Annotated in this window: 19 protein-coding genes, 4 tRNA genes and 1 pseudogene; 9 read left to right on the top strand and 15 right to left on the bottom strand. The window is 40.7% G+C overall.

All coding sequences use genetic code 11. From position 1 onward, the window contains the following. Positions 1-106: 106 nt before the first annotated feature. The 7 genes from D0T60_RS00950 to rpsU form a co-directional block, all read right to left on the bottom strand. Positions 107-178, bottom strand: a tRNA-Thr gene (locus D0T60_RS00950). Positions 179-188: 10 nt separating this feature from the next. Then, positions 189-261, bottom strand: a tRNA-Gly gene (locus D0T60_RS00945). Positions 262-283: 22 nt separating this feature from the next. Further along, positions 284-366 (bottom strand) — tRNA-Tyr (locus D0T60_RS00940). Between the two features lie 139 nt (positions 367-505). Continuing rightward, a tRNA-Thr gene (locus tag D0T60_RS00935) sits at positions 506-579 on the bottom strand. Between the two features lie 97 nt (positions 580-676). Beyond that, positions 677-976, bottom strand: coding sequence for a ribosome hibernation-promoting factor, HPF/YfiA family (gene hpf, locus D0T60_RS00930; RefSeq protein ID WP_163216277.1), 300 nt, complete (start codon positions 974-976; stop codon positions 677-679). Between the two features lie 14 nt (positions 977-990). Next, the gene (gene xerC, locus D0T60_RS00925) at positions 991-1,878 is read right to left on the bottom strand and encodes a tyrosine recombinase XerC (RefSeq protein ID WP_163216343.1); all 888 of its coding nucleotides are present in this window, start codon (positions 1,876-1,878) and stop codon (positions 991-993) included. Between the two features lie 73 nt (positions 1,879-1,951). Further along, entirely contained in the window at positions 1,952-2,143 is a 192-nt protein-coding gene (gene rpsU, locus D0T60_RS00920; protein WP_163216276.1) for a 30S ribosomal protein S21, read from the bottom strand. 510 nt (positions 2,144-2,653) lie between these two features. On the opposite strand from rpsU, the gene D0T60_RS00915 reads away from it, so the two are divergent. Beyond that, positions 2,654-4,435 carry an aminopeptidase P family protein gene (locus D0T60_RS00915; protein WP_163216275.1) on the top strand — a complete coding sequence of 594 codons (1,782 nt, stop codon included), beginning with the start codon at positions 2,654-2,656 and terminating at the stop codon, positions 4,433-4,435. A 5-nt stretch (positions 4,436-4,440) separates the two neighbouring features. Then, positions 4,441-4,962 (top strand): gamma carbonic anhydrase family protein, encoded by a 522-nt coding sequence (locus D0T60_RS00910; protein WP_163216274.1) that lies wholly within the window; start codon positions 4,441-4,443, stop codon positions 4,960-4,962. Positions 4,963-5,029: 67 nt separating this feature from the next. Here the strand turns inward: D0T60_RS00910 and D0T60_RS00905 are convergent, their stop codons facing one another. Then, positions 5,030-6,259, bottom strand: coding sequence for a 3-deoxy-D-manno-octulosonic acid transferase (locus D0T60_RS00905; RefSeq protein WP_163216273.1), 1,230 nt, complete (start codon positions 6,257-6,259; stop codon positions 5,030-5,032). A gap of 8 nt (positions 6,260-6,267) precedes the next feature. Next, positions 6,268-7,785 (bottom strand): glutamate--tRNA ligase, encoded by a 1,518-nt coding sequence (gltX, locus tag D0T60_RS00900; protein WP_163216272.1) that lies wholly within the window; start codon positions 7,783-7,785, stop codon positions 6,268-6,270. 96 nt (positions 7,786-7,881) lie between these two features. Between gltX and D0T60_RS00895 the strand changes: the two genes are divergently transcribed. Beyond that, positions 7,882-9,942, top strand: coding sequence for an HD family phosphohydrolase (locus D0T60_RS00895; protein ID WP_163216271.1), 2,061 nt, complete (start codon positions 7,882-7,884; stop codon positions 9,940-9,942). Positions 9,943-9,956: 14 nt separating this feature from the next. Here the strand turns inward: D0T60_RS00895 and D0T60_RS00890 are convergent, their stop codons facing one another. From D0T60_RS00890 to D0T60_RS00875, 4 genes are all read right to left on the bottom strand, one after another. Beyond that, positions 9,957-10,421: a low molecular weight protein-tyrosine-phosphatase gene (locus tag D0T60_RS00890; protein ID WP_163216270.1), complete on the bottom strand. Its 465-nt coding sequence runs from the start codon at positions 10,419-10,421 to the stop codon at positions 9,957-9,959. Between the two features lie 5 nt (positions 10,422-10,426). Next, entirely contained in the window at positions 10,427-12,889 is a 2,463-nt protein-coding gene (priA, locus tag D0T60_RS00885) for a primosomal protein N' (RefSeq protein ID WP_163216269.1), read from the bottom strand. Between the two features lie 74 nt (positions 12,890-12,963). After that, the gene (locus D0T60_RS00880) at positions 12,964-13,554 is read right to left on the bottom strand and encodes a porin family protein (RefSeq protein ID WP_163216268.1); all 591 of its coding nucleotides are present in this window, start codon (positions 13,552-13,554) and stop codon (positions 12,964-12,966) included. A gap of 180 nt (positions 13,555-13,734) precedes the next feature. Then, complete coding sequence (locus D0T60_RS00875) at positions 13,735-15,312, bottom strand: ATP-binding protein (protein WP_163216267.1); 1,578 nt, start codon at positions 15,310-15,312, stop codon at positions 13,735-13,737. A 113-nt stretch (positions 15,313-15,425) separates the two neighbouring features. On the opposite strand from D0T60_RS00875, the gene D0T60_RS00870 reads away from it, so the two are divergent. Together D0T60_RS00870 and D0T60_RS00865 are read left to right on the top strand one after the other, a co-directional pair. Next, a complete protein-coding gene (locus D0T60_RS00870; RefSeq protein WP_163216266.1) occupies positions 15,426-16,853 on the top strand; it encodes a sulfatase in 1,428 nt (475 codons plus the stop codon). Further along, positions 16,850-18,427, top strand: coding sequence for a sulfatase (locus D0T60_RS00865; protein WP_163216265.1), 1,578 nt, complete (start codon positions 16,850-16,852; stop codon positions 18,425-18,427). Before D0T60_RS00870 ends, D0T60_RS00865 begins: the two co-directional genes overlap by 4 nt. Positions 18,428-18,658: 231 nt before the next feature. Here D0T60_RS00865 and D0T60_RS00860 read toward each other — a convergent pair whose 3' ends face one another. Next, complete coding sequence (locus D0T60_RS00860) at positions 18,659-19,282, bottom strand: transposase (RefSeq protein WP_370524358.1); 624 nt, start codon at positions 19,280-19,282, stop codon at positions 18,659-18,661. Between the two features lie 158 nt (positions 19,283-19,440). On the opposite strand from D0T60_RS00860, the pseudogene D0T60_RS00855 reads away from it, so the two are divergent. After that, a pseudogene (locus D0T60_RS00855) lies at positions 19,441-20,532 on the top strand (IS4 family transposase). 80 nt (positions 20,533-20,612) lie between these two features. On the opposite strand, the gene D0T60_RS00850 reads toward D0T60_RS00855, so the two are convergent. After that, positions 20,613-21,575 carry a bacteriophage abortive infection AbiH family protein gene (locus tag D0T60_RS00850; RefSeq protein WP_163216264.1) on the bottom strand — a complete coding sequence of 321 codons (963 nt, stop codon included), beginning with the start codon at positions 21,573-21,575 and terminating at the stop codon, positions 20,613-20,615. 147 nt (positions 21,576-21,722) lie between these two features. On the opposite strand from D0T60_RS00850, the gene D0T60_RS00845 reads away from it, so the two are divergent. From D0T60_RS00845 to D0T60_RS00835, 3 genes are all read left to right on the top strand, one after another. Then, positions 21,723-21,959, top strand: coding sequence for a helix-turn-helix transcriptional regulator (locus tag D0T60_RS00845; RefSeq protein ID WP_163216263.1), 237 nt, complete (start codon positions 21,723-21,725; stop codon positions 21,957-21,959). After that, the gene (locus D0T60_RS00840) at positions 21,934-23,049 is read left to right on the top strand and encodes a YhcG family protein (RefSeq protein WP_163216262.1); all 1,116 of its coding nucleotides are present in this window, start codon (positions 21,934-21,936) and stop codon (positions 23,047-23,049) included. The genes D0T60_RS00845 and D0T60_RS00840 overlap by 26 nt, the downstream gene beginning before the upstream one ends. 76 nt (positions 23,050-23,125) lie before the next feature. Beyond that, positions 23,126-24,820 carry a cation diffusion facilitator family transporter gene (locus tag D0T60_RS00835; protein WP_163216261.1) on the top strand — a complete coding sequence of 565 codons (1,695 nt, stop codon included), beginning with the start codon at positions 23,126-23,128 and terminating at the stop codon, positions 24,818-24,820.

The following is a 24,820-nucleotide window of genomic DNA, read 5'->3' as shown; positions in this document are numbered from 1 at the left end:
TTTAGTTTAAATACTAATTCATAAAGCTAAAACATTTCTAAGTCTTTTAAAGCTTATAATCACTGAGAACTCAGAAACTATAAACTTTCAACTACAAACCCAAATGAGCTGTTACCGGGATTTGAACCCGGGACCTCTTCCTTACCAAGGAAGTGCTCTACCACTGAGCTATAACAGCAAGAAGAAAGAGCGGAAGACGGGGCTCAAACCCGCGACCCTCAGCTTGGAAGGCTAATGCTCTATCAACTGAGCTACTTCCGCAACTTTGTGAGCTGTTCACTCGTGGGTAGTGATGGATTCGAACCACCGAAGTCGAAAGACAGCAGATTTACAGTCTGCCCCATTTGGCCACTCTGGTAACTACCCTTTTTTAAATTGAGAATTGAAAATGGAGAGTTGAAAATTACTCTTTTAGTATCTGCGAAAATGATTCAAACTGATTGCTAATGATTAACTTTCAATTTTCAATTTTCAATTTTCAATTTCACAGGCTTTGCCTGTGTTGAGCCTCTTGTCGGATTCGAACCAACGACCCCGAGATTACAAATCACGTGCTCTGGCCAACTGAGCTAAAGAGGCAATAAGTTATAAAAAATGCAACCGTTCACTTGTTCGAAAGCGAAACGGCTGCAAATTTAGGTATTTATTTCTTTTCCACAAAATATTTGCTTCTTTTTTATTTGTTTCGTTGTTTTTCTTTGTGTTTTGTTAGCTGTTTACCTAAAGCTTCCAAGCATTCATCTACCGATTGCTCAAAGGTATCACATACTTTCTCCGCATAAAAATCGCCATTAGGAATAATCACTTTAATCCCTGCTTCTTTATTTTTAGCGACTTCGGGCTTCACGACTTTTAATACTACTTCTACTGCGGTTATATCATCATAAAATTTTTCCAGCTTAGATGCTTTCTTCTGAATAAAAGCTTGCAATTGCTCTGCTGCATCAAAGTGAATTGATTGAATTCTAATTTCCATACTTACCTCCTTTTTTAAGACCTTGGATGGGCTTGTTTATATACTTTTTTTAATTCCTCGAAAGTTGTGTGCGCGTAAACCTCCGTTGCTGCCAGACTGCTGTGCCCCAGCAATTCTTTAACAGCTCCAAGTTCGGCTTCATTATTCAACATGGTGGTTGCAAATGTATGCCTCAACACATGCGGACTTCGTTTTTTATGCGTCACAACCTTTGATAGATTTTGCTTCACTAATTGGTAAACTGCAGCTCGACCGATTCTACGACCATTTTTCTGCAAAAAGAGCGCCGGCTCAAGAACAGCTACCTCTTCATTTCTCATACTAATATAACCAAACAGCAGCTCTTTTAGTTCATCACCAAAAGGAATCAATCGCTGTTTATTTCTTTTTCCTGTTACTTTTATCAAAGAGGAAGATAAATCCACATCATTATCATTCAGCCCAATCAACTCTGCAAGTCTTATACCCGTGGCATAAAACATTTGAATAATCAGTTTATCACGACAGCCTATAAAGCCTTCGCCAAACTCAGTCTCATCCAGCAGTTTGTCCATCTCACTCTCTTTCAAGAACACCGGCAACGGTTTTGCTTTTTTAGGACCCACTATTTTACGTAACGGATCTTTTTCCAGCACGCCCTTCCTTAAAAGATATTTCGAGAACGACCGCAAAGAACTCAACTTCCGGTTTACGGAGGTAGCCGCAAACCCGTTATCCATCAGAGAGACTACCCATTCCCGAACATCTTCGGAAGTAACAAGGCAAAAGTCTAAATCTTCATCACCTCCCTCCCCTTGAAAAAAAATCCGGAACTGAGCAATATCCTTCCCATAACACTCTATCGTGTTATCGGAATAATTTCGCTCGAACCGGAGATAATCAAGAAAAGATTCTATTAACATAAGTCGTTGCATCTAACTTCTATGCAACGAATGTATGAAAAGAATTCAGAAAATCAAAGTAATTTCAGAAGTTTTAATCTTCTATTTGCTGCAATTGTTGCACGTAAACAGCACGTTCTTTCTTAAGTCTTTTAACCACAGAAGGTTTATCAAACTGTTGTCTGCGTCTTAGTTCTTTAACGATACCTGTTTTTTCGAATTTTCTTTTGAATTTTTTAAGAGCCTTTTCAATGTTTTCGCCCTCTTTTACTGGTACTACAATCATTTTTTTGTTTTTAAATTATATTTTGTTTTCTAAATTACACTTTATTTGCGCGGCAAAATTACATATAGTTTAGTTATCCACCAAACTTTTATTTGAATATTTAGAGTCGGAACGTGTTTTGTTTACTGCATAATGCTGCTGCCGGTCGCATCCAACTCGAATGCCGGTTGCATTTACCTCAAATGCCGGTTGCACTTTCTTTCATTGCCGGTTGCACTTTCACTATCACTTTCTTTTTTCTGCTTTAGTCTTTTTTTCTTCCGGATTTATTCTATCTTTATCATCATCAGTATTTCTTCTTCTTCATATTATATTGTTATAGGGTCGTTATAACGAACGCTATAAGCTTATTCACCACAAATGCCATCTTTATTGTATATCGCACCGTATACATTTTTCGTATTTTTATACCATAACATAGTTGTTCATCTTATTTAGTTTACTACATTTGCAATGCGCAAGTCTACCAACCAGGGCATATATATCTATAGAAAAGAAAAAGAAACGAATATGAACTCTATCATCAAAAACCGAATTAATTCGCTCAGAAAACATCTTATAGAAAAGGGGTTAAGTGCTTTCATTATCCCAAGCACCGACCCACACATAAGCGAGTACGTAGCGCCTCATTGGAAGCTTAGGGAATGGATTTCCGGATTTACAGGGTCGGCAGGTACTATTGTAATCACCCCAACCAAAGCAGGTCTTTGGACAGACTCTCGTTATTTCCTACAGGCCAGCGAGCAATTAAGTGGTACAGGCATCGATTTATACAAAGAGATGTTGCCCGAAACGCCCTCCATTGCCGAATTTATTAGTAAAGAGATCTCTCCAAACAGCACTATAGGCATTGAAGGAGAAGTTTTTACTGCTTCCGAAGTAGAAAATTTAACTAAACAATTATCTAAAAAGAATATTAAGATAGATACACAAGTCGATTTCATAGATAAAATATGGACAGATCGTCCGGAAAGACCCAAATCTCCTGCCTACATCTATGACATTGCCTACGCCGGAAGCACAGCAATAGAAAAAATAGCCGATATACGAGGAAAACTCGCCCTAAAGAACTGCCAAAGCACTCTACTCTCTGCTCTGGACGAAATAGCGTGGACACTCAACCTACGCGGCACGGATGTGGAATACAACCCGGTAGTAGTTAGCTATCTGTTAATTACCCCCGGCAAAGCAATTTTATTTATCGACTCCGAAAAGGTATCTCCCGAAGTAAAAAATTATCTTCAAAATCAGCAAGTAGAAGTACGTAATTATGAAGAGGTAAGAACTTACTTATCTGAATTAACTTTGAACTCAGTTTTAATCAATTCTGAAAAAACGAATTTTGCGATATTACAAGCTATAAATTCCGCATGCAAAATCATTAGCGGCACATCTCCCGCTGCAGAACTAAAAGCAATTCGGAATAAAACGGAGATTGAGGGCGTGCACAATGCCATGAAAAAAGATGGTGCAGCCTTAGTCAGATTTCTTAAATGGCTGGAAGAGAACGTAGCTTCCGGCACAGAATCTGAACTCAGCATAGACAAGCAACTTCATAAATTCCGAGCCGAACAGACGTTGTATAAAGGCGAAAGCTTCAACACCATTGCAGGGTACAAAGAGCATGGAGCCATTGTTCACTACGCTGCTACCCCGGAAAGCAATAGCTATTTACAGCCCAAAGGCTTTCTTTTGCTCGATTCCGGCGCACAATATTTGGATGGCACTACCGACATTACCCGCACCATTGCATTGGGAGAACTTTCGAAAGAAGAAAAAACAGACTATACATTGGTGTTGAAAGGGCACATTGCACTGGCGATGGCTAAATTCCCCGCAGGCACCCGCGGCGCACAATTAGATGTACTTGCTCGTATGCCGCTGTGGAACCGTGGCATGAACTACCTGCATGGCACCGGGCATGGCATCGGGCATTTTCTGAATGTGCACGAAGGTCCTCAAAGCATACGCATGAACGAAAACCCGGTTGTTTTACAGCCCGGAATGCTTACATCGAACGAGCCCGGGCTATACAAAGCAGGAAGCCACGGCATTCGCACGGAGAATCTGGTACTTGTAGTAGAACACCAAGAGGGAATGTTTGGCAAGTATTATGCGTTCGAAACCGTCACCCTTTGCCCAATCTGCCAAAAAGGGATTATAAAAGAGATGCTTAGCAAGGAAGAAATTGATTGGTTAAATAACTATCACGAAAAGGTTTACAGAGAGCTATCACCCCTTCTGAACCCGGAAGAGCAAAAATGGCTACAAGAAGCAACTAAGAATATATAACGAAAATGGCTTTAATAAAATCAGTAAGAGGATTCACCCCTCAAATAGGAGAGAATTGTTATTTGGCAGAGAATGCCACAATTATTGGAGATGTTGTCATAGGAAACGATTGCAGCATTTGGTTCAATACCGTATTACGCGGTGATGTAAACTCTATCCGAATAGGAAACGGTGTTAACATACAAGATGGCAGCGTGCTGCATACGCTTTATCAAAAATCGACGGTAGAAATTGGCGACCATGTATCGGTAGGCCACAATGTTACCATTCATGGAGCACACATCAAAGATTATGCTCTTATTGGAATGGGCTCTACCCTACTCGACCATGCCATCGTAGGCGAAGGTGCTATTGTTGCTGCCGGTTCTCTGGTATTAAGCAATACAGTAATCGAGCCCGGAAGTATATGGGGAGGCGTACCCGCCAAGTTTATTAAGAAGGTAGATCCGGAACAATCGAGAGAACTCAATCAAAAGATTGCACATAATTATTTGATGTATTCGGGATGGTTTAAGGAGGGGGAATAGTGAAAAGTGAATAGTGAAGAGTGAAAAGATAAAACTTTACTATTCACTTTTCACTATTCACTATTCACTAAAAATTTATCATTCCAAGCACCTTATCCGTTGCTCCTGCATTGCTTGTTACATAATGTCCGGCATTCTGTCCGGTTGTTTCCAGAAATTCTTTGTCTGAAATCAGTTTATCCAGCAATGTATATAGTTCTTCTTGATTCTTTATAGAAAAAGCACCTTTGGCTTCAATCAGCTGAATGGCTTCCATAAACTTGTGGTAATTTGGGCCGAAGATTACAGGAACACCATACACAGCCGCTTCGAGTGTATTATGAATTCCCACGCCAAAGCCTCCACCAATATAGGCAATCTCGCCATATCGATAGATGGAAGACAAGAGTCCGAAGCAGTCGATAATTAAACAATCAACATCTCCTACATTCGTTTCATCAGCTTTGCTATAACGTATGTAAGGGCGCTTTATTTTGTCGATAATCTCTACCAGGTGGTTTTCATTAATAACATGAGGGGCAATAATCAGCTTCATATCAGGATGATTATTGAAGTATTCGATAAACAAATCTTCATCCGGTCCCCACGAACTGCCCGCTACAAGTGTTAACGATTCTCCTTTAAACTTCTCAACCAAAGGCAGTATCTTGGCAGCTTCTCTGATTTGCATCACCCGGTCGAAACGGGTATCTCCTACCACAGTTACCTTAGTGACACCAATTTTAGATAAGAAACGTTTAGAAGCTTCATTCTGAACAAACAAATGATCGAAGTCTTTCAACACATTCCGGTAGGTGCCCCCGTACCACTTAAAGAATATCTGATCTTTGCGAAAGATAGAGGAAACACTGTATACAGGTATGCGACGCTTATTCAGTTCATCCAGATAATTCTTCCAGAACTCATATTTAATAAAGAAAGCCATGCACGGACGAGCAACGTCCAGGAATTTCTTCACATTACGAGGCTTATCGAAAGGGAGGTAACAAACAATGTCAGCACCCTTATAATCTTTGCGTACAGTATAGCCGGAAGGTGAGAAAAAAGTAAGCAATATCTTATAATGCGGATGTTGCTCCCTGATCTTTTCCATTAAAGGACGCCCCTGTTCAAACTCTCCTAAAGAAGCAGCATGAAACCATATATATTCGGCATTCTTTTCACGCTGTTGGCGAATGAGTCGATAAACCACCCAATGCCCCTTCATCATCTTTCGGGGTTTACTACTGAAAGGTGCCAGAAAGTGCACCCCGAAGTCATACAGAACAATCCCCAGATTGTAAAAGAAGTCTTTCATCTAAAAAATCACTTTAACACTTCAACAGCACGCTTCAAACGAGCCAACGTTTCTTCTTCACCTATTATAAGAGATATATCAAATATATGAGGTCCTTTTCCTTCGCCAACCAACGCCAGGCGGAAAGCATTCATAATATTACCCGTATGATATTCTTTTGCTGCAATCCATGCCATCACTACATCTTCTTGTGCTTTTGCACTAAAGTCATCCATGCTTGCCAACACCTCGGCAAGTTCTGTCATGCATTTACCGGAATCTTCCTTCCAACGCTTCTTCACTGTTTTCTCGTCATAAGAAGCAGGTGCAACAAAGAAGAAAGATGAAGCATCCCATAGTTCTTGTACAAAGTTTACACGTTCTTTGGTTAATCCTACTACGGCAACTACCTTATCGGCAGAAGCCTCTACGCCATGCTCTTTAAGCACAGGTACAAACATTTCGGCAATGTCTTCGTTCGATTTCTGCTGAATGTACTGGTGATTAAACCATATACCTTTCTTATAGTCGAACTTCGCACCGGATTTGCTACAACGATCCAGGTCGAAAAGACGAATCATTTCATCCATCGACATAAGTTCCTGGTCATTACCCGGGTTCCATCCCAGCAGAGCAAGGAAGTTTACTACAGCCTCCGGCAGATAACCGGCTTCGCGATATCCGGAAGATGTTTCTCCGGTTTTAGGGTCTTTCCATTCGAGCGGAAATACCGGGAAACCTAAACGATCTCCATCGCGTTTGCTTAATTTTCCATTTCCTTCGGGTTTAAGCAATAAAGGCAAATGGGCAAAAGCCGGCATGGTATCATCCCAGCCAAAAGCACGATATAGTAAAACATGTAAAGGGGCAGAAGGCAACCATTCTTCTCCACGAATTACGTGAGAGATTTCCATCAAATGATCGTCTACAATATTAGCTAAATGGTAAGTAGGCAGTTCATCGGCCGATTTATAAAGTACTTTATCATCTAACACCGAAGAGTTGATAACCACATCACCACGAATCAGGTCTTTTACATGTACATCTTCATTAGGTTCTATCTTAAAACGAACTACATATTGATGTCCTTCGGCAATCAGACTGTCTACTTCTTCTTTAGGAAGCGTCAGCGAATTGCGCATCTGCATGCGGGTAGATGCATCGTATTGGAAATTGGCTATTTCTGTTCGTTTAGCCTCTAACTCCTGAGGGGTATCAAAAGCGATGTATGCCTTCTGATTTTCCAACAAAACCTGCACATACTTCTTGTATATTTCCCGTCGTTCGGACTGATGATAAGGTCCATACTTTCCTCCGATACTCACTCCTTCGTCGAACTTGATATTCAACCACTTAAATGAGTTGATAATATACTCTTCTGCTCCCGGCACAAATCTCTGGGAATCAGTATCTTCAATACGGAGTATAAACTCCCCTCCATGTTGTTTGGCAAACAAATAATTGTATAAAGCTGTACGAACCCCACCAATATGTAAAGCTCCTGTAGGGCTTGGAGCAAAGCGAACCCTGACGTTTCTATCTGACATAATTACGTTAATATAAGATAAGATAATCGCGCAAAAGTAATCCTTTTTTCTGATACTATTGTTTTTTTTTGTACTTTTCGCAAAAAAACAGAAAGCATGTTCCGAATAAAGATAAGAAAAAACCTTCCATACAAAGCAATCTTACTGAAAACCTGCATATTCATAGCTACCGTAGGGATTATTGTTTATTTTCTCCCGCGAGATGGGAAATTCAATTATCAGTTCGACCTTAACAGACCTTGGAAATATGGTCAGTTAATGGCAACCTTCGACTTTCCTATCTATAAAGACGAAGCCATTGTTAAGAAAGAGCATGACAGTCTCATGGCAGCATTCCAACCTTATTACACGCTGGAGAGTACAGTCGAGAAAGAGGCAATTGCCAAATTCAGGGAAGATTATAATGCCAATCTTAAGAGCATACTCCCGTCTGCCGACTATGCCCGCCATATAGAAAAGGTACTGAAAGAGGTATATAAGTCGGGAATCATCATGGCAGAAGACCTCAAAAGGCTCCAGCAAGACAGTATTTCTACCATTAAAGTAATCGAAGAAAAAGAAGCCAGCCAAAGATATACCGCCGGCATATTTACTACCAAAGAGGCTTATGAGTATGTTCTCTCTGCGGATATTATTCACTTCAAGAAAGATATTCTGCGCCAATGCTCGCTCAATGAATACATCAATGCCAACCTCATTCATGATGAACAGCGCACAGAAACGGCACTCAATGAGGTTATGGGCAACTATTCCTGGGCAAATGGCTTGGTGCAAAGCGGCCAGAAGATTGTAGACCGGGGAGAAATTATCGACGAACAAACGTATAGCATCCTTGAGTCATTACGCAAGGAATCCATTAAACGCAGCGAAACACGCTTGCAGGTAAACTTGATATGGGGTGGTCAAATACTGTTTGTATCCGTCTTGATACTTCTGTTTATTTTGTATCTGCAAATGTTCCGTGCTTTCTACTTCGATCGGTTCAGGAATTTATTGCTCTTATTCCTATTAATTATCTTCTATTGCGTTATTACAGGCTTAATGGTATCCAATAATGTACTCAGCATATATGTAATACCTTATGCGATGCTGCCGATGATTATCCGCATCTTCTTAGACTCGCGCACCGCCTTCCTGGCGCATGTGATTACGCTACTGATCTGTTCAACCATGCTCAGGTATCCTTATGATTTCATTTTGCTTCAGATTCCGGCAGGGTTAGCAGCGATACTTAGTTTAAGAGAACTTTCACAGCGATCTCAACTATTCCGCACGGCTCTTATTATCACACTGACCTACGCTGCCACCTATTTTGCGTACGAATTAATCATCGAAAACGATTTAACGAAGCTGAATAGAAGCATGTATGCCTATTTTATAATCAATGGAATACTCTTATTATTCGCTTACCCTTTCCTTTTCTTATTGGAAAAGCTGTTTGGATTTACTTCCAATGTAACATTGGTAGAACTATCCAATATCAATAATCCGTTACTGCGCAGATTATCCGAAACTGCCGCAGGTACATTTCAGCACTCTATGCAAGTAGCTAATCTATCGGCAGAAGCGGCTATCCGGATTGGAGCTAAAAGTCAGCTTGTACGTACGGGAGCATTGTATCATGATATAGGTAAAATGGAAAATCCTGCATTCTTCACAGAGAATCAGCAGGGAGGGGTGAACCCTCACAAAACTTTGCCTTATGAGCAAAGCGCACAAATAATCATTAACCATGTAAAAGATGGCTTACGATTGGCCGATAAACATAATCTGCCGCAAGCAATTAAAGACTTTATCAGTAGCCATCACGGATTAGGGAAAACCAAGTATTTCTATATCTCCTGGAAGAATGAACACCCCGACGAAGAACCCGACGAAGAATGGTTTACTTATCCGGGGCCTAATCCATTCTCTAAAGAAACAGCCATCCTGATGATGGCAGATGCAGTGGAAGCAGCATCCAGAAGCTTACCCGAGTATACCGAAGAAAGCATTTCGAACCTGGTAAACAAGATTATTGATTCGCAGGTAGCCGATGGGTTCTTCAAAGAATGCCCTATCACCTTTCTGGATATTGCTACCGTTAAGAAGGTATTTATAGAGAAGTTAACAACGAGTTATCATACACGGATTAGTTATCCGGAGCTGAAGAAGTAAGAGGGGATGCCCTCTTACTTCTGTAGTTGAGCCAATAAACCGGCACAGGCATCCTCCAGCAAATCAATTACATATTCAAAGCCGGAAGCCCCTCCGTAATAAGGGTCGGGCACATGATCGGCGAGCATATTAACGCAGTAATCCGTCATTCGGGATATCTTCTTTTCCTCTTCCGGAGAAGGGGCGCGGTCGTGCAGATCCGAGATATTCCGATCGTCCATACCAATAATCAAATCATACGCATAGAAATCTTCGGTGCGTACAGGTCGCGATCGGTGAACAAGCTCATAGCCTCGGCGTGCGGCATGAGATCTCATACGCGAATCGGCCAACTCACCTTCATGATACCCCATTATACCGGCGGAATCTATTTCAAACTCTTTCTCCAAACCTGCTTCTTTTACTAGCCGAAGCATAACTCCCTCTGCCATTGGCGAGCGGCAGATGTTTCCAAGACAAACAAACAAAATCTTTTTCATAACCTTTATTGTGGGTCTACATCATAATATATAATCAATGATTTGAATCTTTCATCTTCAATCATTTCCCGCTGTATAAGCATTAGCAGTTCGCGGGCACGAGCCATCGAAGCGCCATCTTCTATCTTTACGATAATCTTTTTGATAAATAACGTCTGCACACGAGCCACCGGAGGGTTATCCGGCCCCAGTACGCGGGCTCCGAACACGGCTCTCAATTTATCGCCCATTGTACGAGCCATCAGGTCGAGCAGTTGCTCATTCCTGTTTTTCAGGTATACATATACCAGGCGATAATAAGGGGGATAATGAAATGCCTGCCTTTCGGCCATCTCCCTTTGAAACATCGACAGATAATCATTCTCAATTACCTGCCGGATAATGGGATGATCGATGCTTTTTGTTTGTAGCAGTACCTTTCCGCGTTTATTCTTCCGCCCTGCACGACCAGCCACTTGTGCCATTAGCTGATAGGCGCGTTCGTATGAACGAAAGTCGGGATAATTAAGCATTGTATCTGCATTGAGGATACCGACTATGCTCACATGATCAAAGTCTAACCCTTTAGATACCATCTGGGTACCAATCAGTATTTGCGTTTTACCCTGTTCAAAATCGGAGATGATTCTCTCGTATGCACTCCGCGAGCGTGTAGTATCCAAGTCCATTCGGGAGATGGAAGCATCGGGAAAAACGTTTTTAACTTCATCTTCTATCTTCTCAGTACCAAAGCCACGGCTCCTTAAATCGACTCCTTCGCAAGCCGGACAAGAACGCGGGGGCCGGTATGTATATCCGCAGTAATGGCAAGTTAACTGATTGATTCCTTTATGAAAGGTTAAACTCACATCGCAGTTCTTGCATTTGGGCACCCATCCACAGGTTTTACATTCAATCATCGGGGCAAAGCCTCTTCGGTTCTGAAAGAGAATCACCTGTTCTTTTTTGTCTAAGGCTTCTCGTATATCTGCCAGAAGGGAGGGAGAAAAAGGACCGTTCATCCGCTTCTTACGGGCCAGCTCCTTAATATCCACAGGAACAATCTCGGGGAGTTGAATATCCTGATATCGTTCTTTTAGCTCCACCAACCCATACTTGCCGGTGGTGGCATTATAATAAGTTTCTACCGCAGGGGTAGCAGTACCCAATAAGGTTTTCGCTCCGCACATAGCCGCCAACATAATGGCCACACTACGGGCATGGTAGCGGGGAGCCGGGTCTTGCTGTTTATAAGTATTCTCGTGTTCTTCGTCGATGATAATAAGCCCCAGATTCTCAAAAGGAAGAAACACAGAAGAACGTACCCCTAATATAATTTGATAGGGTTGGTTACTTAATTGTTTCTGCCAGATCTCTACCCGTTCCGCATCCGGAAACTTAGAATGATAAATACCTAATTTAGCACCAAATACACGCTTTAACCTTTCTGTAATCTGGGTGGTAAGCGCAATCTCCGGAAGCAGGTAAAGTACTTGTTTGCCTCGACGAATGGCTTCTTCTATAAGGTGTATATAAATCTCTGTCTTTCCGCTGGAAGTTACTCCGTGCAATAAACATACATTCTTTTCTTTAAAAGAAGTCGCAATCTCATTATAGGCCTTCTGCTGAAATGAATTCAAAGGATTTAGTACAACGGTATCTCCTTCTTGTTTATTCAGGCGACCGATTTCGTGGTGATACACCAAAAAGACTCCTTTTTCTACCAACCCATTAAAAACAGAGGTCGAACTCCCTGCACTGTCTATAAGGGTTTTCTTCGATACTTCCTTCAATGAAGTACTGCCACCCATATAGCAGGATAGTTCTAAGTATTTCATCAGCAACGCCAATTGCTTGGGGGCGCGACTTAATGTATCGAAGAGTATTTTCAAAGCTGTTTCGGAAGAATGGTTTTCAGTCAGTCGCACCCGAGGCTCCGTTTTGGGTTTATACAAGCGGCGGAGTTCTTCTTTCACAAAAAGAGCTTCCTTATCTAATAAGGACTTAACAACATTCAGTATGTTTTTTATTCCGCTGTCTTTCTCCAGTTTGGTTATAGATTGTTCTTGCCCGGCAGGGAGTAAATCCAATATCTGCTGTTCTTTGGGGGGCAATTGGGTGTCTGCCTCAAAATCGGGATTAAGCAATACAATCGTTTCACTTTCCAGTTTCAACCCGGAAGGAAGAGCCGCTTTATACACATCGCCCTGTGTGCAGAGATAATACTCGGACAACCACTGCCAAAGTTTAAACTGAATGGGGAAGAGTATAGGGGCCTTATCTAAAACTGTTGTTATTTCTTTTACTTCATATTCGGTAGGGGCGTTATTATGCACCTTACAGACAATAGCTGTATAGAATTTCTTTCTGCCAAAAGGTACCACTACCCGAAATCCGGGTTGTACTTTGCCTATTTCCTCATCGGGCAACAGGTAAGTAAAGCTGCGGGGAAGCGGCAGCGGTAATATGACATCTACATATTTGTTCATTGCGAGAACAAAGGTACAAAAAAAGAGGCTTCCCGTAATGAGAAACCTCTATATCTATATGTTAAGAATGAGCCTTAGAAAATGTAAGCTACAGATACTTGCCAGGTCTTGGTTTTCCCATTACCTCCTTTGATTTCATTTCCGGCTGCATCAATTACAGTATCCCAAGAGAAACTATCGCCCAATGGAATCTGATAGTTTACACCAACCTGCAAGTGCTTAATCAATTTTACACCGGCACCGAGATTCAAGCCTACTTGTGTTTTTTCTGTATCTACAAGTTTATTATCATCTGTAGCAAACTTAATATCCTTAAAGTTAAAAAAGAAATCAGGTCCGGCAGCTACATAAACTCCCAACATGCTTCCTAAGCCGAAAGTATATTTCAAGTTCACAGGGATTTCAATACCTTGTTGTTTCCATTCGTCTTTACCACGTTGTGAGTACATCAAAGCACCATCTAAGCCTAATCCGACAATAGGAATTGTTACTTCTGCCATCGGCCCGATATAGAATCCGGTGGTATTATCACTTGTGGGTCCATTCTTTATATCCAATTCAGACATATTCAAACCACCCTTTACCCCAAACTTAATTTGTGCTTGCGCAGGCATCACCATACCAAGCGATAAAGCAATTATTAAAACGCTTACAAACTTCTTCATATTTAATAGATTTTAATTATTCGACGCAAATATATAACTTTTATCGACAAATAACACAGAATGAAAAGCTTTTGTTCATTGAGAGCTATTGGTAATTGCGACAAATGCTACCAGCAGTTTGGGCAAATGCTACTGGTAGTTGAAGGAATTACTACTGGCAATTGAAGTTAAAGGGTTATGTTACTCAATCAGCCACTTTCCCAGGTTTCTCTCCTGTTTATCGAAGCTTACACCTACCTTTACCAATTGTCGTCCGTCGGCAGTGTAAGGAATAAGGTATCCTTTCTCATCAATTTGCCGGAGGGCTTCTTCGGCCGTACCATTAAGTTTGAACTCAAATACATAGATGTAATCATCGGTTTTCACTACTGCATCGGCTCTACCACGAGCACTGCTCACCTCGGCATCGGTAAACTGTCCCATAAGTTTGAATACTAAGTAGAACACAACTTGATAATGGCGTTCGGTTTTATCGTTGAGTTCGTATGGAAAGTCGGCAAAGAAAGCACGCAGACGGGTAAGGAAGGCTTCGATTTCGCCTGCACGCAACTCTTTAGTAAAGCGTCCAATGTGAAAGGCTGTACTATCTCGGGGTACAGAGTCATAATAAGGCGAAGCAAAGGAGAGGAAGCCATACTTTACCTCATCGTTGGGGAAGCCCAGAATGTAGCTTTGAAACTCTTCATCATACTCCTTTATAGTAAGGTAGCCACTTTGGTAAATCATGGGAATAGGGTTGTTTACATCTACCCGATCATTCATTAGCGAAGCACTGTCTACCTCAACACCTTCGAGATTGCGAATATCGAAGTCTGTTTTCTTCAGCATCTCCACCAAAAAGGTGGGAGTACCACTGGCGAACCAGTAACGTTCGAAAGAACGATCTCTCAAAGAATTGAGCACACTAAAGGGGTTGAAAATGCCCACAGTATTGCGTGGACTGAAGTTGTATCCATCGTACATACGGGTCAGTTCGTTGATCGCTTCCTCCCGGCTCGTTATTCTATTACTTGCGGCCAAAGCTTCCAGTTCATCCGGAAATGTATCTTCTATTTCTTGCAAGGTAAGTCCACAAAGGTCGGCAAATTCAGGAAGAAAGCTGATATCTTTGAGTTGATTCAGGTTACTGAATATTCCCATCTGGGCAAACTTGGTTACCCCGGTAATAAGTACAAAGTGCAGAAACGAGTCGGCATCCTTAAGCACCGTATAGAAAGCAGTAAGCAAGTTGCGGAAACGAGCTTGAAGTTCTTCATCGTGCATAGAGCGCAACAGAGGTTTGTCGTACTCATCAATAAGAACAACCACGCGCAGCCCGGTCTTCTCGTAGGCCTTTTGGATAACATTCATAAAGCGAATGGAGTGAGAGTCTATCGTATTGTGCGAATCGTACTCTTTTTCCCAGGCTCTTAATTGGTTTTCGAGAATCTTTTGCAAATCCTCTACCGTCTCATACTTTTCGGCATTCAGGCTAAGGTGCATCACCGGGTATGTTTTCCATTCCTGATCCCATTGTTCAATGGCCAATCCGTGAAACAGTTCTTTCTTCCCCCGAAAATAGGCCTCGATGGTGGAGAGCAGCAAGCTTTTCCCAAATCGCCGAGGACGAGATAGGAAGTAAGGATTCCCCATTTCAATCAGTTTACGAACATGATGGGTTTTATCCACATATATATAACCTTCGCTGCGAAGCTTCTCAAAGCTTTGTATACCAATGGGATAGCGGCGAAACGGGATATTAGAATCTGTACTGCTCATATCTTTGACTGATTATTAACGTATAGAAAACAAAGATACAAAGAAAGTAGTTCATGCCACCTCACTGCTATTTATTTTCTATATCTTTGCATGACTTTATGAAAAAAAACATCATGAAAAACAAACTGCTCTTATTAACTACGTTGGGCGGTATTTCCATGCAGGGAATGGCTGCCGACTATACAAACGTTATCATTATTAATTTGGATGATGTAGGCTATGGAGATTTCTCCTTCAATGGTGCCTACGGGTATAAAACGCCTCATATTGATAAAATGGCAGCAGAAGGAATGAGATTTACTCACTTCCTGGCCGCACAGCCTATCAGTGGTGCTTCGCGTGCGGGTTTACTTACGGGTTGCTATCCGAACCGAATTGGTTTTTCGGGAGCACCGGGGCCTAACTCTCCTTACGGAATCCATCCGGACGAAATGACGATGGGCGAACTCATGAAGCAAAAAGGATACAACACCGCCATTTACGGGAAATGGCACTTAGGTGATGCTCCGGAATTCTTGCCGCTTCAAAATGGTTTCGACGAATATTACGGTTTACCTTATTCGAACGATATGTGGCCTTTCCACCCACAACAGGGAGAGGTGTTTAACTTCCCGGATTTACCTACCATCGACGGTAATAAGATCATTGGATACAATACAGATCAAACCAAATTTACGACCGATTATACCGAACGTGCCGTAGAATTCATCCGTAAGAACAAGAAAAATCCTTTCTTTGTATACCTGGCTCATTCTATGCCTCATGTGCCATTGGCGGTTTCCGATAAGTTCAAAGGAAAAAGTGAACAAGGATTGTATGGCGATGTAATGATGGAAATAGACTGGAGTGTAGGACAAGTATTGAAAACCTTACGCGATCTTAAGCTGGAAGAAAACACATTGGTAGTGCTTACCTCCGACAATGGTCCGTGGACAAACTACGGCAACCATGCCGGTTCGGCAGGCGGACTACGCGAAGCCAAAGCAACGACCTTCGACGGCGGAAACCGTATCCCTTGTATCATGTACTGGAAAGGGAAAATCGAACCGGGTACTACTTGCAACAATCTGGCTTCTAATATTGACTTATTCCCAACGATGGCCGAAATCAGTGGTGCTCCCCTACCCGAACGTAAAATTGACGGTGTAAGCCTGCTACCTTTAATGAAAGGCGAAAAAGGAGCCAATCCTCGCAAATCGTTCGTTTACTACTTCCGTCAAAACGACTTGGAAGCGGTAACAGACGGTATGTTCAAACTGGTATTCCCCCATAAATATACTACTTATGGAGCATACGTACCGGGCAACGACGGACAACCGGGGCAACTCACCAACATCGACCTAAAGAAAGCTGAGTTGTACGACCTGCGTCGTGATCCGGGAGAGCGTTATGATGTGCTGTCGCAATATCCCGAAAAAGCAATCGAGCTAATGAAAATTGCCGATGAGATGAGAGAGGATTTAGGAGATAACCTAACACGCAAAAAGAGCAACGGCTTTAGAGAAGCAGGGCAAAAAGCTAAAAAGCAAGTAGTTCAATGAGAAGAAACGTCCCAACATCATCTGTTCTGTTGGCAGCCATCACGTTGCCAACAGGCTTATTAACCGCCTGTTCCGAGAAAGTTGAAGAGGAACGCCCCAATGTATTGTTTATTTTGTCAGACGATCATACATCGCAGGCATGGGGTATTTATGGCGGCGTATTGGCCAACTACGTAAAAAACGACAACATACGAAGATTGGCGGAAGAAGGTTGTGTACTGGACAATTGTTTTTGTACCAATTCCATTTCAGTGCCCAGCCGGGCAAGCATTATGACGGGAGCATACAGCCATCAGAATGGCGTGTACACACTGGAAGATGCGCTATACCCCGAAGCCGATAACATTGCAAAGCGTATGCAGGCAGGTGGTTATCAAACTGCTTTATTTGGTAAATGGCATTTAAAGAAAGAACCTTCAGGCTTCGACGATTATTGTGTATTCCATGATCAGGGCGAATATTACAACCCGATTATGAAAACCCCATCCAACTGGATCGACGACGATGTAGCCAAACAAGGAGATACAATTCCGGGATTCTCTACCGATATTGTTACCGACATGACTATTAAATGGTTGCAAAACCGAGATAAGAAGAAACCATTTATGACGTTCTGCCACTTCAAGGCCACACACGAGCCCTGGGACTTCCCGGAACGATTTAAGCATTTATATGATGAAGTAGAATTCCCCGAACCCCACAATATGATAGAGTTCAGTACCGAGAAATCGGGAAGAACATTCCGCGGGCAACAGCTTGAGAACATGGGATGGCGCTGGGAAACGGCTTCTAAAGGTCCGGATGCCTGGTGGTGTCAATACCCTGAGTTGCCTTTCTCTACACAGGGCATGGATAGTATTTCGGGGCGTAAGAAGATTTATCAGAAGTTGATTAAAGATTACCTGCGGTGCGGTGCTGCTATCGACGACAATATCGGTCGCCTATTGAAGTACCTGGATGAAGAAGGCATCAGTAAGAATACGATTATCGTGTACGTTTCAGATCAGGGTTACTTCCTGGGAGAACATGGATTCTTTGATAAACGCATGATGTACGAAGAATCTCTCCGCATGCCTTTCGTGGTTCGTTATCCCAAAGAGATACCGGCAGGCACGCGAAATAAGGATATCATTCAGAATACAGATTTTGCTTCCTGGCTGGCAGATTATGCCAAAGTAGATACTCCCGAAAAGGCGCAAGGCAGAAGCTTCCGCGACAACCTAAAAGGAAGTACTCCAACCGACTGGAGAGAAAGCATGTACTATCGCTACTGGACACAGCAAAGAATCCGCCCGGCTCATATAGGTATACGAAACGAACGTTATAAGCTCATATTCCTGTATGGCGATAAACTTGACACCAAAGGATCCGAGAAACACGCCTCTGTGCCCTCCTGGGAATTTTATGATTTACAAACAGATCCATACGAGGATAAAAATCAATACTCCAATACGGAATATGCTTCGATCATTGAACAAATGAAAAAGGATTTGTTGAAGTTGAAGGAAGAAGCAGGGGATGTAGATACGAATCCGAGGATGCAGGAGATTATGGCGGAGTATTTTAAGATATAAATATAACAAAAACACTTTTGGAAAAGCGAATTTTACCCAAATATTCACCTTTCCAAAAGTGTTTTTACTAATTATTTATATACCACCAGCTCTTTATGAAAGGGCATGAAACACCAGCGCGATAAACAAATTCTCATTGTTTATCGCGCTGACATTTAATTATTTCATCTATTCAAGAAGTGCTAATACTCCTCCTCATTAAAGAATTAATCAATAAGTAGATATTCAAAATTAAGCCGCATTATGATTGTAGTTAATTCTCAACTTCTTCCCTATATCTGCCAAAGTTCTATTAGTAGCATAGAACAGGGTATCCGCAGAAACATAGTCCTGTGATCTGAGCCATTTTCCTTTCATAATACGCCAAAGTGTCTCTGCAATATTCAAATGCGGAGAATATGGTGGTATATAAAAAAGAAAAAAACCTCGCTTTTCCCAGATCGGTCGCATCTGTCTGATTTTTGCATTCCTATGCACACTAGCATTGTCAAGCACCACAAATATCTTTTTGGTTACTTTAAAAGAATATTGACCCAGGAAACTGACAACCTTTTGAAAATCAATAGATTCACAAGAGCAGAAGCCTTCAAAATGATTATAACGGCTGATCACTCCAAAGATATTGAGCCTTTTCGCTCTTTCCGAGGATATATACAAATTTTCTCCAGGAAACTGCCATCCATATGACACATAACCTTCGGTACAAACATGCGATACTTGTACGGAACTTAAGCCTTCTGATTTGAGCAATACTGCGCGACAGCGCATACGAAAACAATGGCTCTCGCCCAAACGGAAACCTTGTGTTAGTGAGTCTCGTTCGGATTTGCTTAATGTCAATATCTTGATCTTCACCTGTATATACATTTGGTCTGCTACGAAGATACGACAGTTTTATTATATGTAAAAAATTATGAACACCTACCAATAGCGTCCTAAATAAAAAGTGAGAGGTTTTAGTTTTTTGTTCCTTAAAGTTACCTTTGAGGTGCAACACAAAAAACGAACCTCTCATGGCAAAAATAACATTATTCGCTCAAATTCTTAGCAAACTCAATAAAGATGTTTTCAAAAAAATAGTGCACCAAAAGCAGACCGATAAGTATCAAAAGGGTTTTAATAATTGGACTCACTCAATTTCGATGCTTTTTTGTCAATTTGCCAAAAGTCAGTCCGTGCGAGATACCAGCAATGGTTTACGCTCTGCTACAGACAACTTAAATCACTTGGGAATAGAGACTGCACCTTCTAAATCTAGCATCAGCTATCAAAACAAGCGTAGAGACTGGGCTTTGTTTCGAGACTATTACTACGAACTTTATTCTTATCTAGGACAGCAAGCTAAATTTGAACAAGTCAAGTTTCGTGTCAAGAGCAAAATCTTTCTTTTGGATTCTTCTACAATAAGCTTGTGTTTATCTTTGTTTGATTGGGCTAAGTACAAGACAGCCAAAGGTGCTGTCAAAATGTATACACTACTTGATTACGATGGGAATTTACCTGCCTACGTGAACATTACCAATGGCAAGACCGCGGACAATAAAGGGGCATATGATCTGCCTTTGATTAAAAGAAGTGTTATTGTTGCCGACCGATCTTACAACGATTTTCATCTTCTGAATATCTGGGAAAGCAACCATGTATTTTTTGTTGTAAGGCACAAGGAGAACCTCAAATATCGAACAATTAAAGAACTGGATTTGCCTGGCAACAGAGGTCAACATATACTCAAGGACGAGATAATAGAGCTCCACAACGAAAAATACCCCAAACGATTGCGTCGTATAGCTGTTTGAAATGATGAAAATAAATTTGTGGTAGAGATTATCACCAACAATATGCAATGGAGTGCCAATACAATCAGTGAACTTTATAAATCTCGATGGCAGATAGAAATATTTTTCAGAGAAATAAAACAGCTACTTCATGTCAAATCATTTATCGGAACCTCTGAAAATGCTGTCATGATACAAATTTGGACTGCTCTAATTACCATTTTGATATTGAAAGCCCTCAAGGCAATGGCTCAATACGGCTGGCATCTATCAAATATAGTTGCTTTCATCAGGCTCAATCTGTACGTCAAGATAGATTTGCTGTACTGACTCAACAATCCATTCCTAGAACCTCCTGAACCAGCTCCCGAATATCGGCAGGGGGGTACTTTTTCCAGAATATAACTGAACTATCGCCTGAACATATTTGCAGGGCGGCATTTGGAACTGCTATTTTTATTTAGGACAGTATTGATCCAAAATGTACGACATTTGTGCAGAGACACTCCCATATAATTAATCATATTTAAAACTTTATTGGTTGCTTCTGTCCGTTCTTGAAGATCGTGATAATAAATCGAGAAGTACCATTCTGATGAAGAATATATACTATTAATAATTTGTTTGAAATACGGCTGATCAACATCCGACAAAGAATGCCCATACACGACAACTTTGTCTATATTAGATAATTGTTGCCAAAAATCGTGGCCCTCAAAAATGATATCCGAAACATTTTTCCGTTCCTTATTAACAATGTCTGCAATACTTTGATATGCTTGACACTCGTAAATTTTAGGATTTTCAGGTAAGTAATCATTCCTATCAATATTATTACAATGGTCTACAATTAATTTATCTGTAGTACCTCTTCGCCCATGAATGTATCTAATATTAGTCATAGGAATATTACATAGTGTTTCCAAAGTCTCTGTGTAATTAAATGACAAGAATAATCCTTTGGAATCGAAATATGGAATACATTCAAATTTCTCAAAACTTATATTGATGTGGTTAACCCAATCTTCGAATAGTTTATGGAATACAGCAAACATATTCTGTAACATATACTCTGATGCATCTTCCATTTGTGCCAGATAACGAAACTCATGATCTTCTTCTGGCTCTATATCTTCTGTATCTAATGAAAATGCTTGTTGAAAATCCAGATTACCTAGTGCACGTTCAAGATCACTCCATAACATTAATTCTCCAATTTTTATATTCTTTTGTGGATAACAATTTTCAAGCACACCAAGATAATAACCATTATAACTTGCACATCTCCAAGCATCAGTTTTAAAATCTGAGTATTTTGATTCAATACCATGTGCAAGATCAAAGCTATTTCCTACAATATGTAATGTTGCCATATACTTAATTATTTTACTCTCTACAATATAGTATTCTATTTTGACTAAAACGCAAAACATTAGAATAATAGAAGAAATGTTTAGCATTATACCTCAGAATATTTGAACTATTGCTATCTTTGCAAGATGCAGATAAAATTATGACGCATGAATAAAGAGATGAATAGGTTGAAAGTAGTACTTGCCGAGACAAAACGCACTAACCGTTGGCTGGCAGAACAATTGGGAAAAGATCAGGCGACTGTTTCCAAATGGTGTACGAACACCAGCCAGCCGAGTCTTGAGACATTATTCCAAATAGCAGAATGTTTAGGTGTTAAAGTACAGGATTTGATTAGTAAAGATAACCCTAAAGAACATGAGCAATATACAAAACATAGATAAGCGTGTTATAGCAGATGTTGCAGAACGCATCGAACGCCTGATAAATAATGCGCGGGTAAATGTCACGCGGTCCATTAATATTACCGAAGTTGTTACCAAATATGAAATCGGACGCATCATCATAGATGTTGTACAAGAGGGTGAAGATCGAGCAACTTACGGCAAGCAACTTCTGCAAGGTGTGGCAGACTCATTGACTGAGAGCTTTGGCACTGGATGGTCAGTAGAAACATTGAAAAGATGCCGCAAATTTTTTTCGACATACTCAGCAAAAGAGATTGAAACAACAGTGTTGACCGAATTTCCATTTGAAAATTTGGTCAACAGCGTTGACCAAATTCAAAAAGTCACCGAAAACCCCATAAAATCAACCAAGGAATATCCATTTACGCTTTCATGGTCTCACTATTTGATATTAATGCGCATTGAATCAGACGAAGAGCGTCGCTTCTATGAGATTGAGTGTCAAAAACAAAATTGGAGTGTACGTCAATTGCAACGCCAATATAATTCAAGCCTGTATGAGCGTTTGGCTCTTAGCAAAGACAAAGATTCAATAATGCGTTTAGCCCAAGAGGGGCAAACAGTCAATAACCCGGATGACATTATAAAGAATCCTTTGACATTAGAGTTCTTGGGACTAAAACCTGATGCGTCTTATTCCGAAACCAAATTGGAAAATGCCATAATTGACAAACTGCAGCAGTTTCTACTGGAGTTGGGAAAAGGATTTCTGTTTGAAGCACGTCAGAAGCGATTTACCTTCGATGAAGAAAACTTCTATGTTGACTTGGTCTTTTACAACAGGCTTTTGCAATGCTATGTACTCATTGATTTGAAAGTAGACAAACTCGCCCATCAGGATTTAGGACAAATGCAGATGTATGTCAATTACTATGACAGATATGTCAAGCAGGGTTTTGAAAAGCCGACAATTGGGATTCTACTTTGTAAAGAGAAGAAAGATGCATTGGTAGAACTTACTTTACCGAAAGACTCAAACATCTATGCACAACTATATGCTCTTTATTTGCCGGAAAAACAATTATTGCAGACAAAATTAAGGGAGTGGATAGAGGAACAGGATTAAAGTTATCTGGACTCATATTTGAGTATATCGTTCTCAGAGAACATTTAAATAATTATAGTATAAGCGCAAATATCAGATGGACAACAATAATAAACAATTAGAAGAGTTAGCAGAATTAGACTGTAATACGATTGATTTTGACGAACTTGAAAGCAAGTTGGAATCCGAGCTTGAAGAACAAATGATAGATTTACAAGGTCTTGAACTTGATAGAAAAAAGATTGGTAATCCCGACTCTATTGGCGAGACTGTAATGAATGTCGTATGGGAACAATTCATCAATCAAGTCGGAGTTGTAGCTGGTGAGGATTTTATCAAGGAGAATCGTGGACTAAAACTAGACATAAGGGATTCCGTTCACATCCAGACTACGGAAAATTTCGCAAACGGAAAAATTGCTAACCATAATGATAAAATCGATTATCAGAAAAGATATGATGACTGGCAATCTAATTTTCAGCGCGATGAAAAAGGCAATATTAAAACTCATCCAAATAGAACAGGAAAAGAGGAGGCTACTTTAGTCAGTGGTACCAGGCAACCGTTTGATCAGAGAAGACCTACAGGGTCTGCTGAACGAGGAACAGATATGGATCATACAGTATCTACTGGCGAGATCATTCGAGACCCTACAACAAACGCACATCTTTCAAAAGAAGAGCAGATAGCCTTTGCAAATAGTGAAGCTAACCTGAACGAAATGAATGCAAGTCAAAATCGGTCAAAAGGAGATAAGTCTATGACCGATTGGCTGGATAACCCTAATAAAAACGGACAAAAACCAGACGAGATATTCGACATCAGTAAGGAACTGGACAAGCAATATAGAGAGAAAGATGCAAAAGCTCGTGAAGAATATGATGATATTAAAAAAGAAGGAGAACAACGTTCTATTAAAACCGGCAAGCAATCACAGCGGGAGGAAGTTTTTCGTATAGGAGGAAAAGCACTCCGTTCTGTCATAATGGGCCTATTTGCGTCTCTTATTAAGGATGTTATTCGTAAGCTTATTGTGTGGTTTCGTTCTGGTAAAAGAAAATTGGAAACTTTCATTGCCAGTGTTAAAGAAGCCATTAAATCATTTGTGTCCAACATTAAGGAACATCTTCTTACTGCAGGAAACACGTTTGTCACGACTATTGCTACAGCAATATTTGGACCTGTTATAGGTATGATTAAAAAAGCATGGATATTTTTGAAACAGGGATACAAGTCCATAAAGTCTGCTATTGAATTCCTGAAAAATCCGGTCAATAAGAATATGCCTTTCAGCATAAAAATGATGGAGGTGGGAAAACTTATTATTGTAGGACTAACTGCAGGCGGCGCAATTGTTCTCAGCGAAGTCATTGAGAAAGGGCTTATGACAATCCCTATCTTTGCTGTTCAGATTCCATTGTTAGGTAGCCTGGCAAATCTTATCGGAATGTTCTTGGGAGCACTCGTAAGTGGTTTAATAGGTGCTTTGGCTCTCAACATGATAGATAGAATGATATCCAATAGATTAAAAAAGGAGAATGACAAACAACAATTGGAGAAGAAAAATGAAATAATAGCTACCCAAGAGAATCTGAATGTTGTTACAGGGGTTCAAGTGGTAGCCCAAAAGGCACAAGTAGCAACAAATATTGTGCAAAGGCATTCTAAAGCTGGAGAATATTTTTATGAACTAAAAGATGCTATTTTGCAGCATAAAGAAGCATCAGACTCTCTTCACGACTCAACTACAAAAGCAAATGACGATATAGACAAACTTCTTGAGAACTTATAA

It is taken from the genome of Bacteroides sp. 224, from assembly GCF_010500995.1.
Lineage (GTDB): Bacteria > Bacteroidota > Bacteroidia > Bacteroidales > Bacteroidaceae > Bacteroides.
This window is presented reverse-complemented; position numbering and strand designations above follow the sequence as displayed.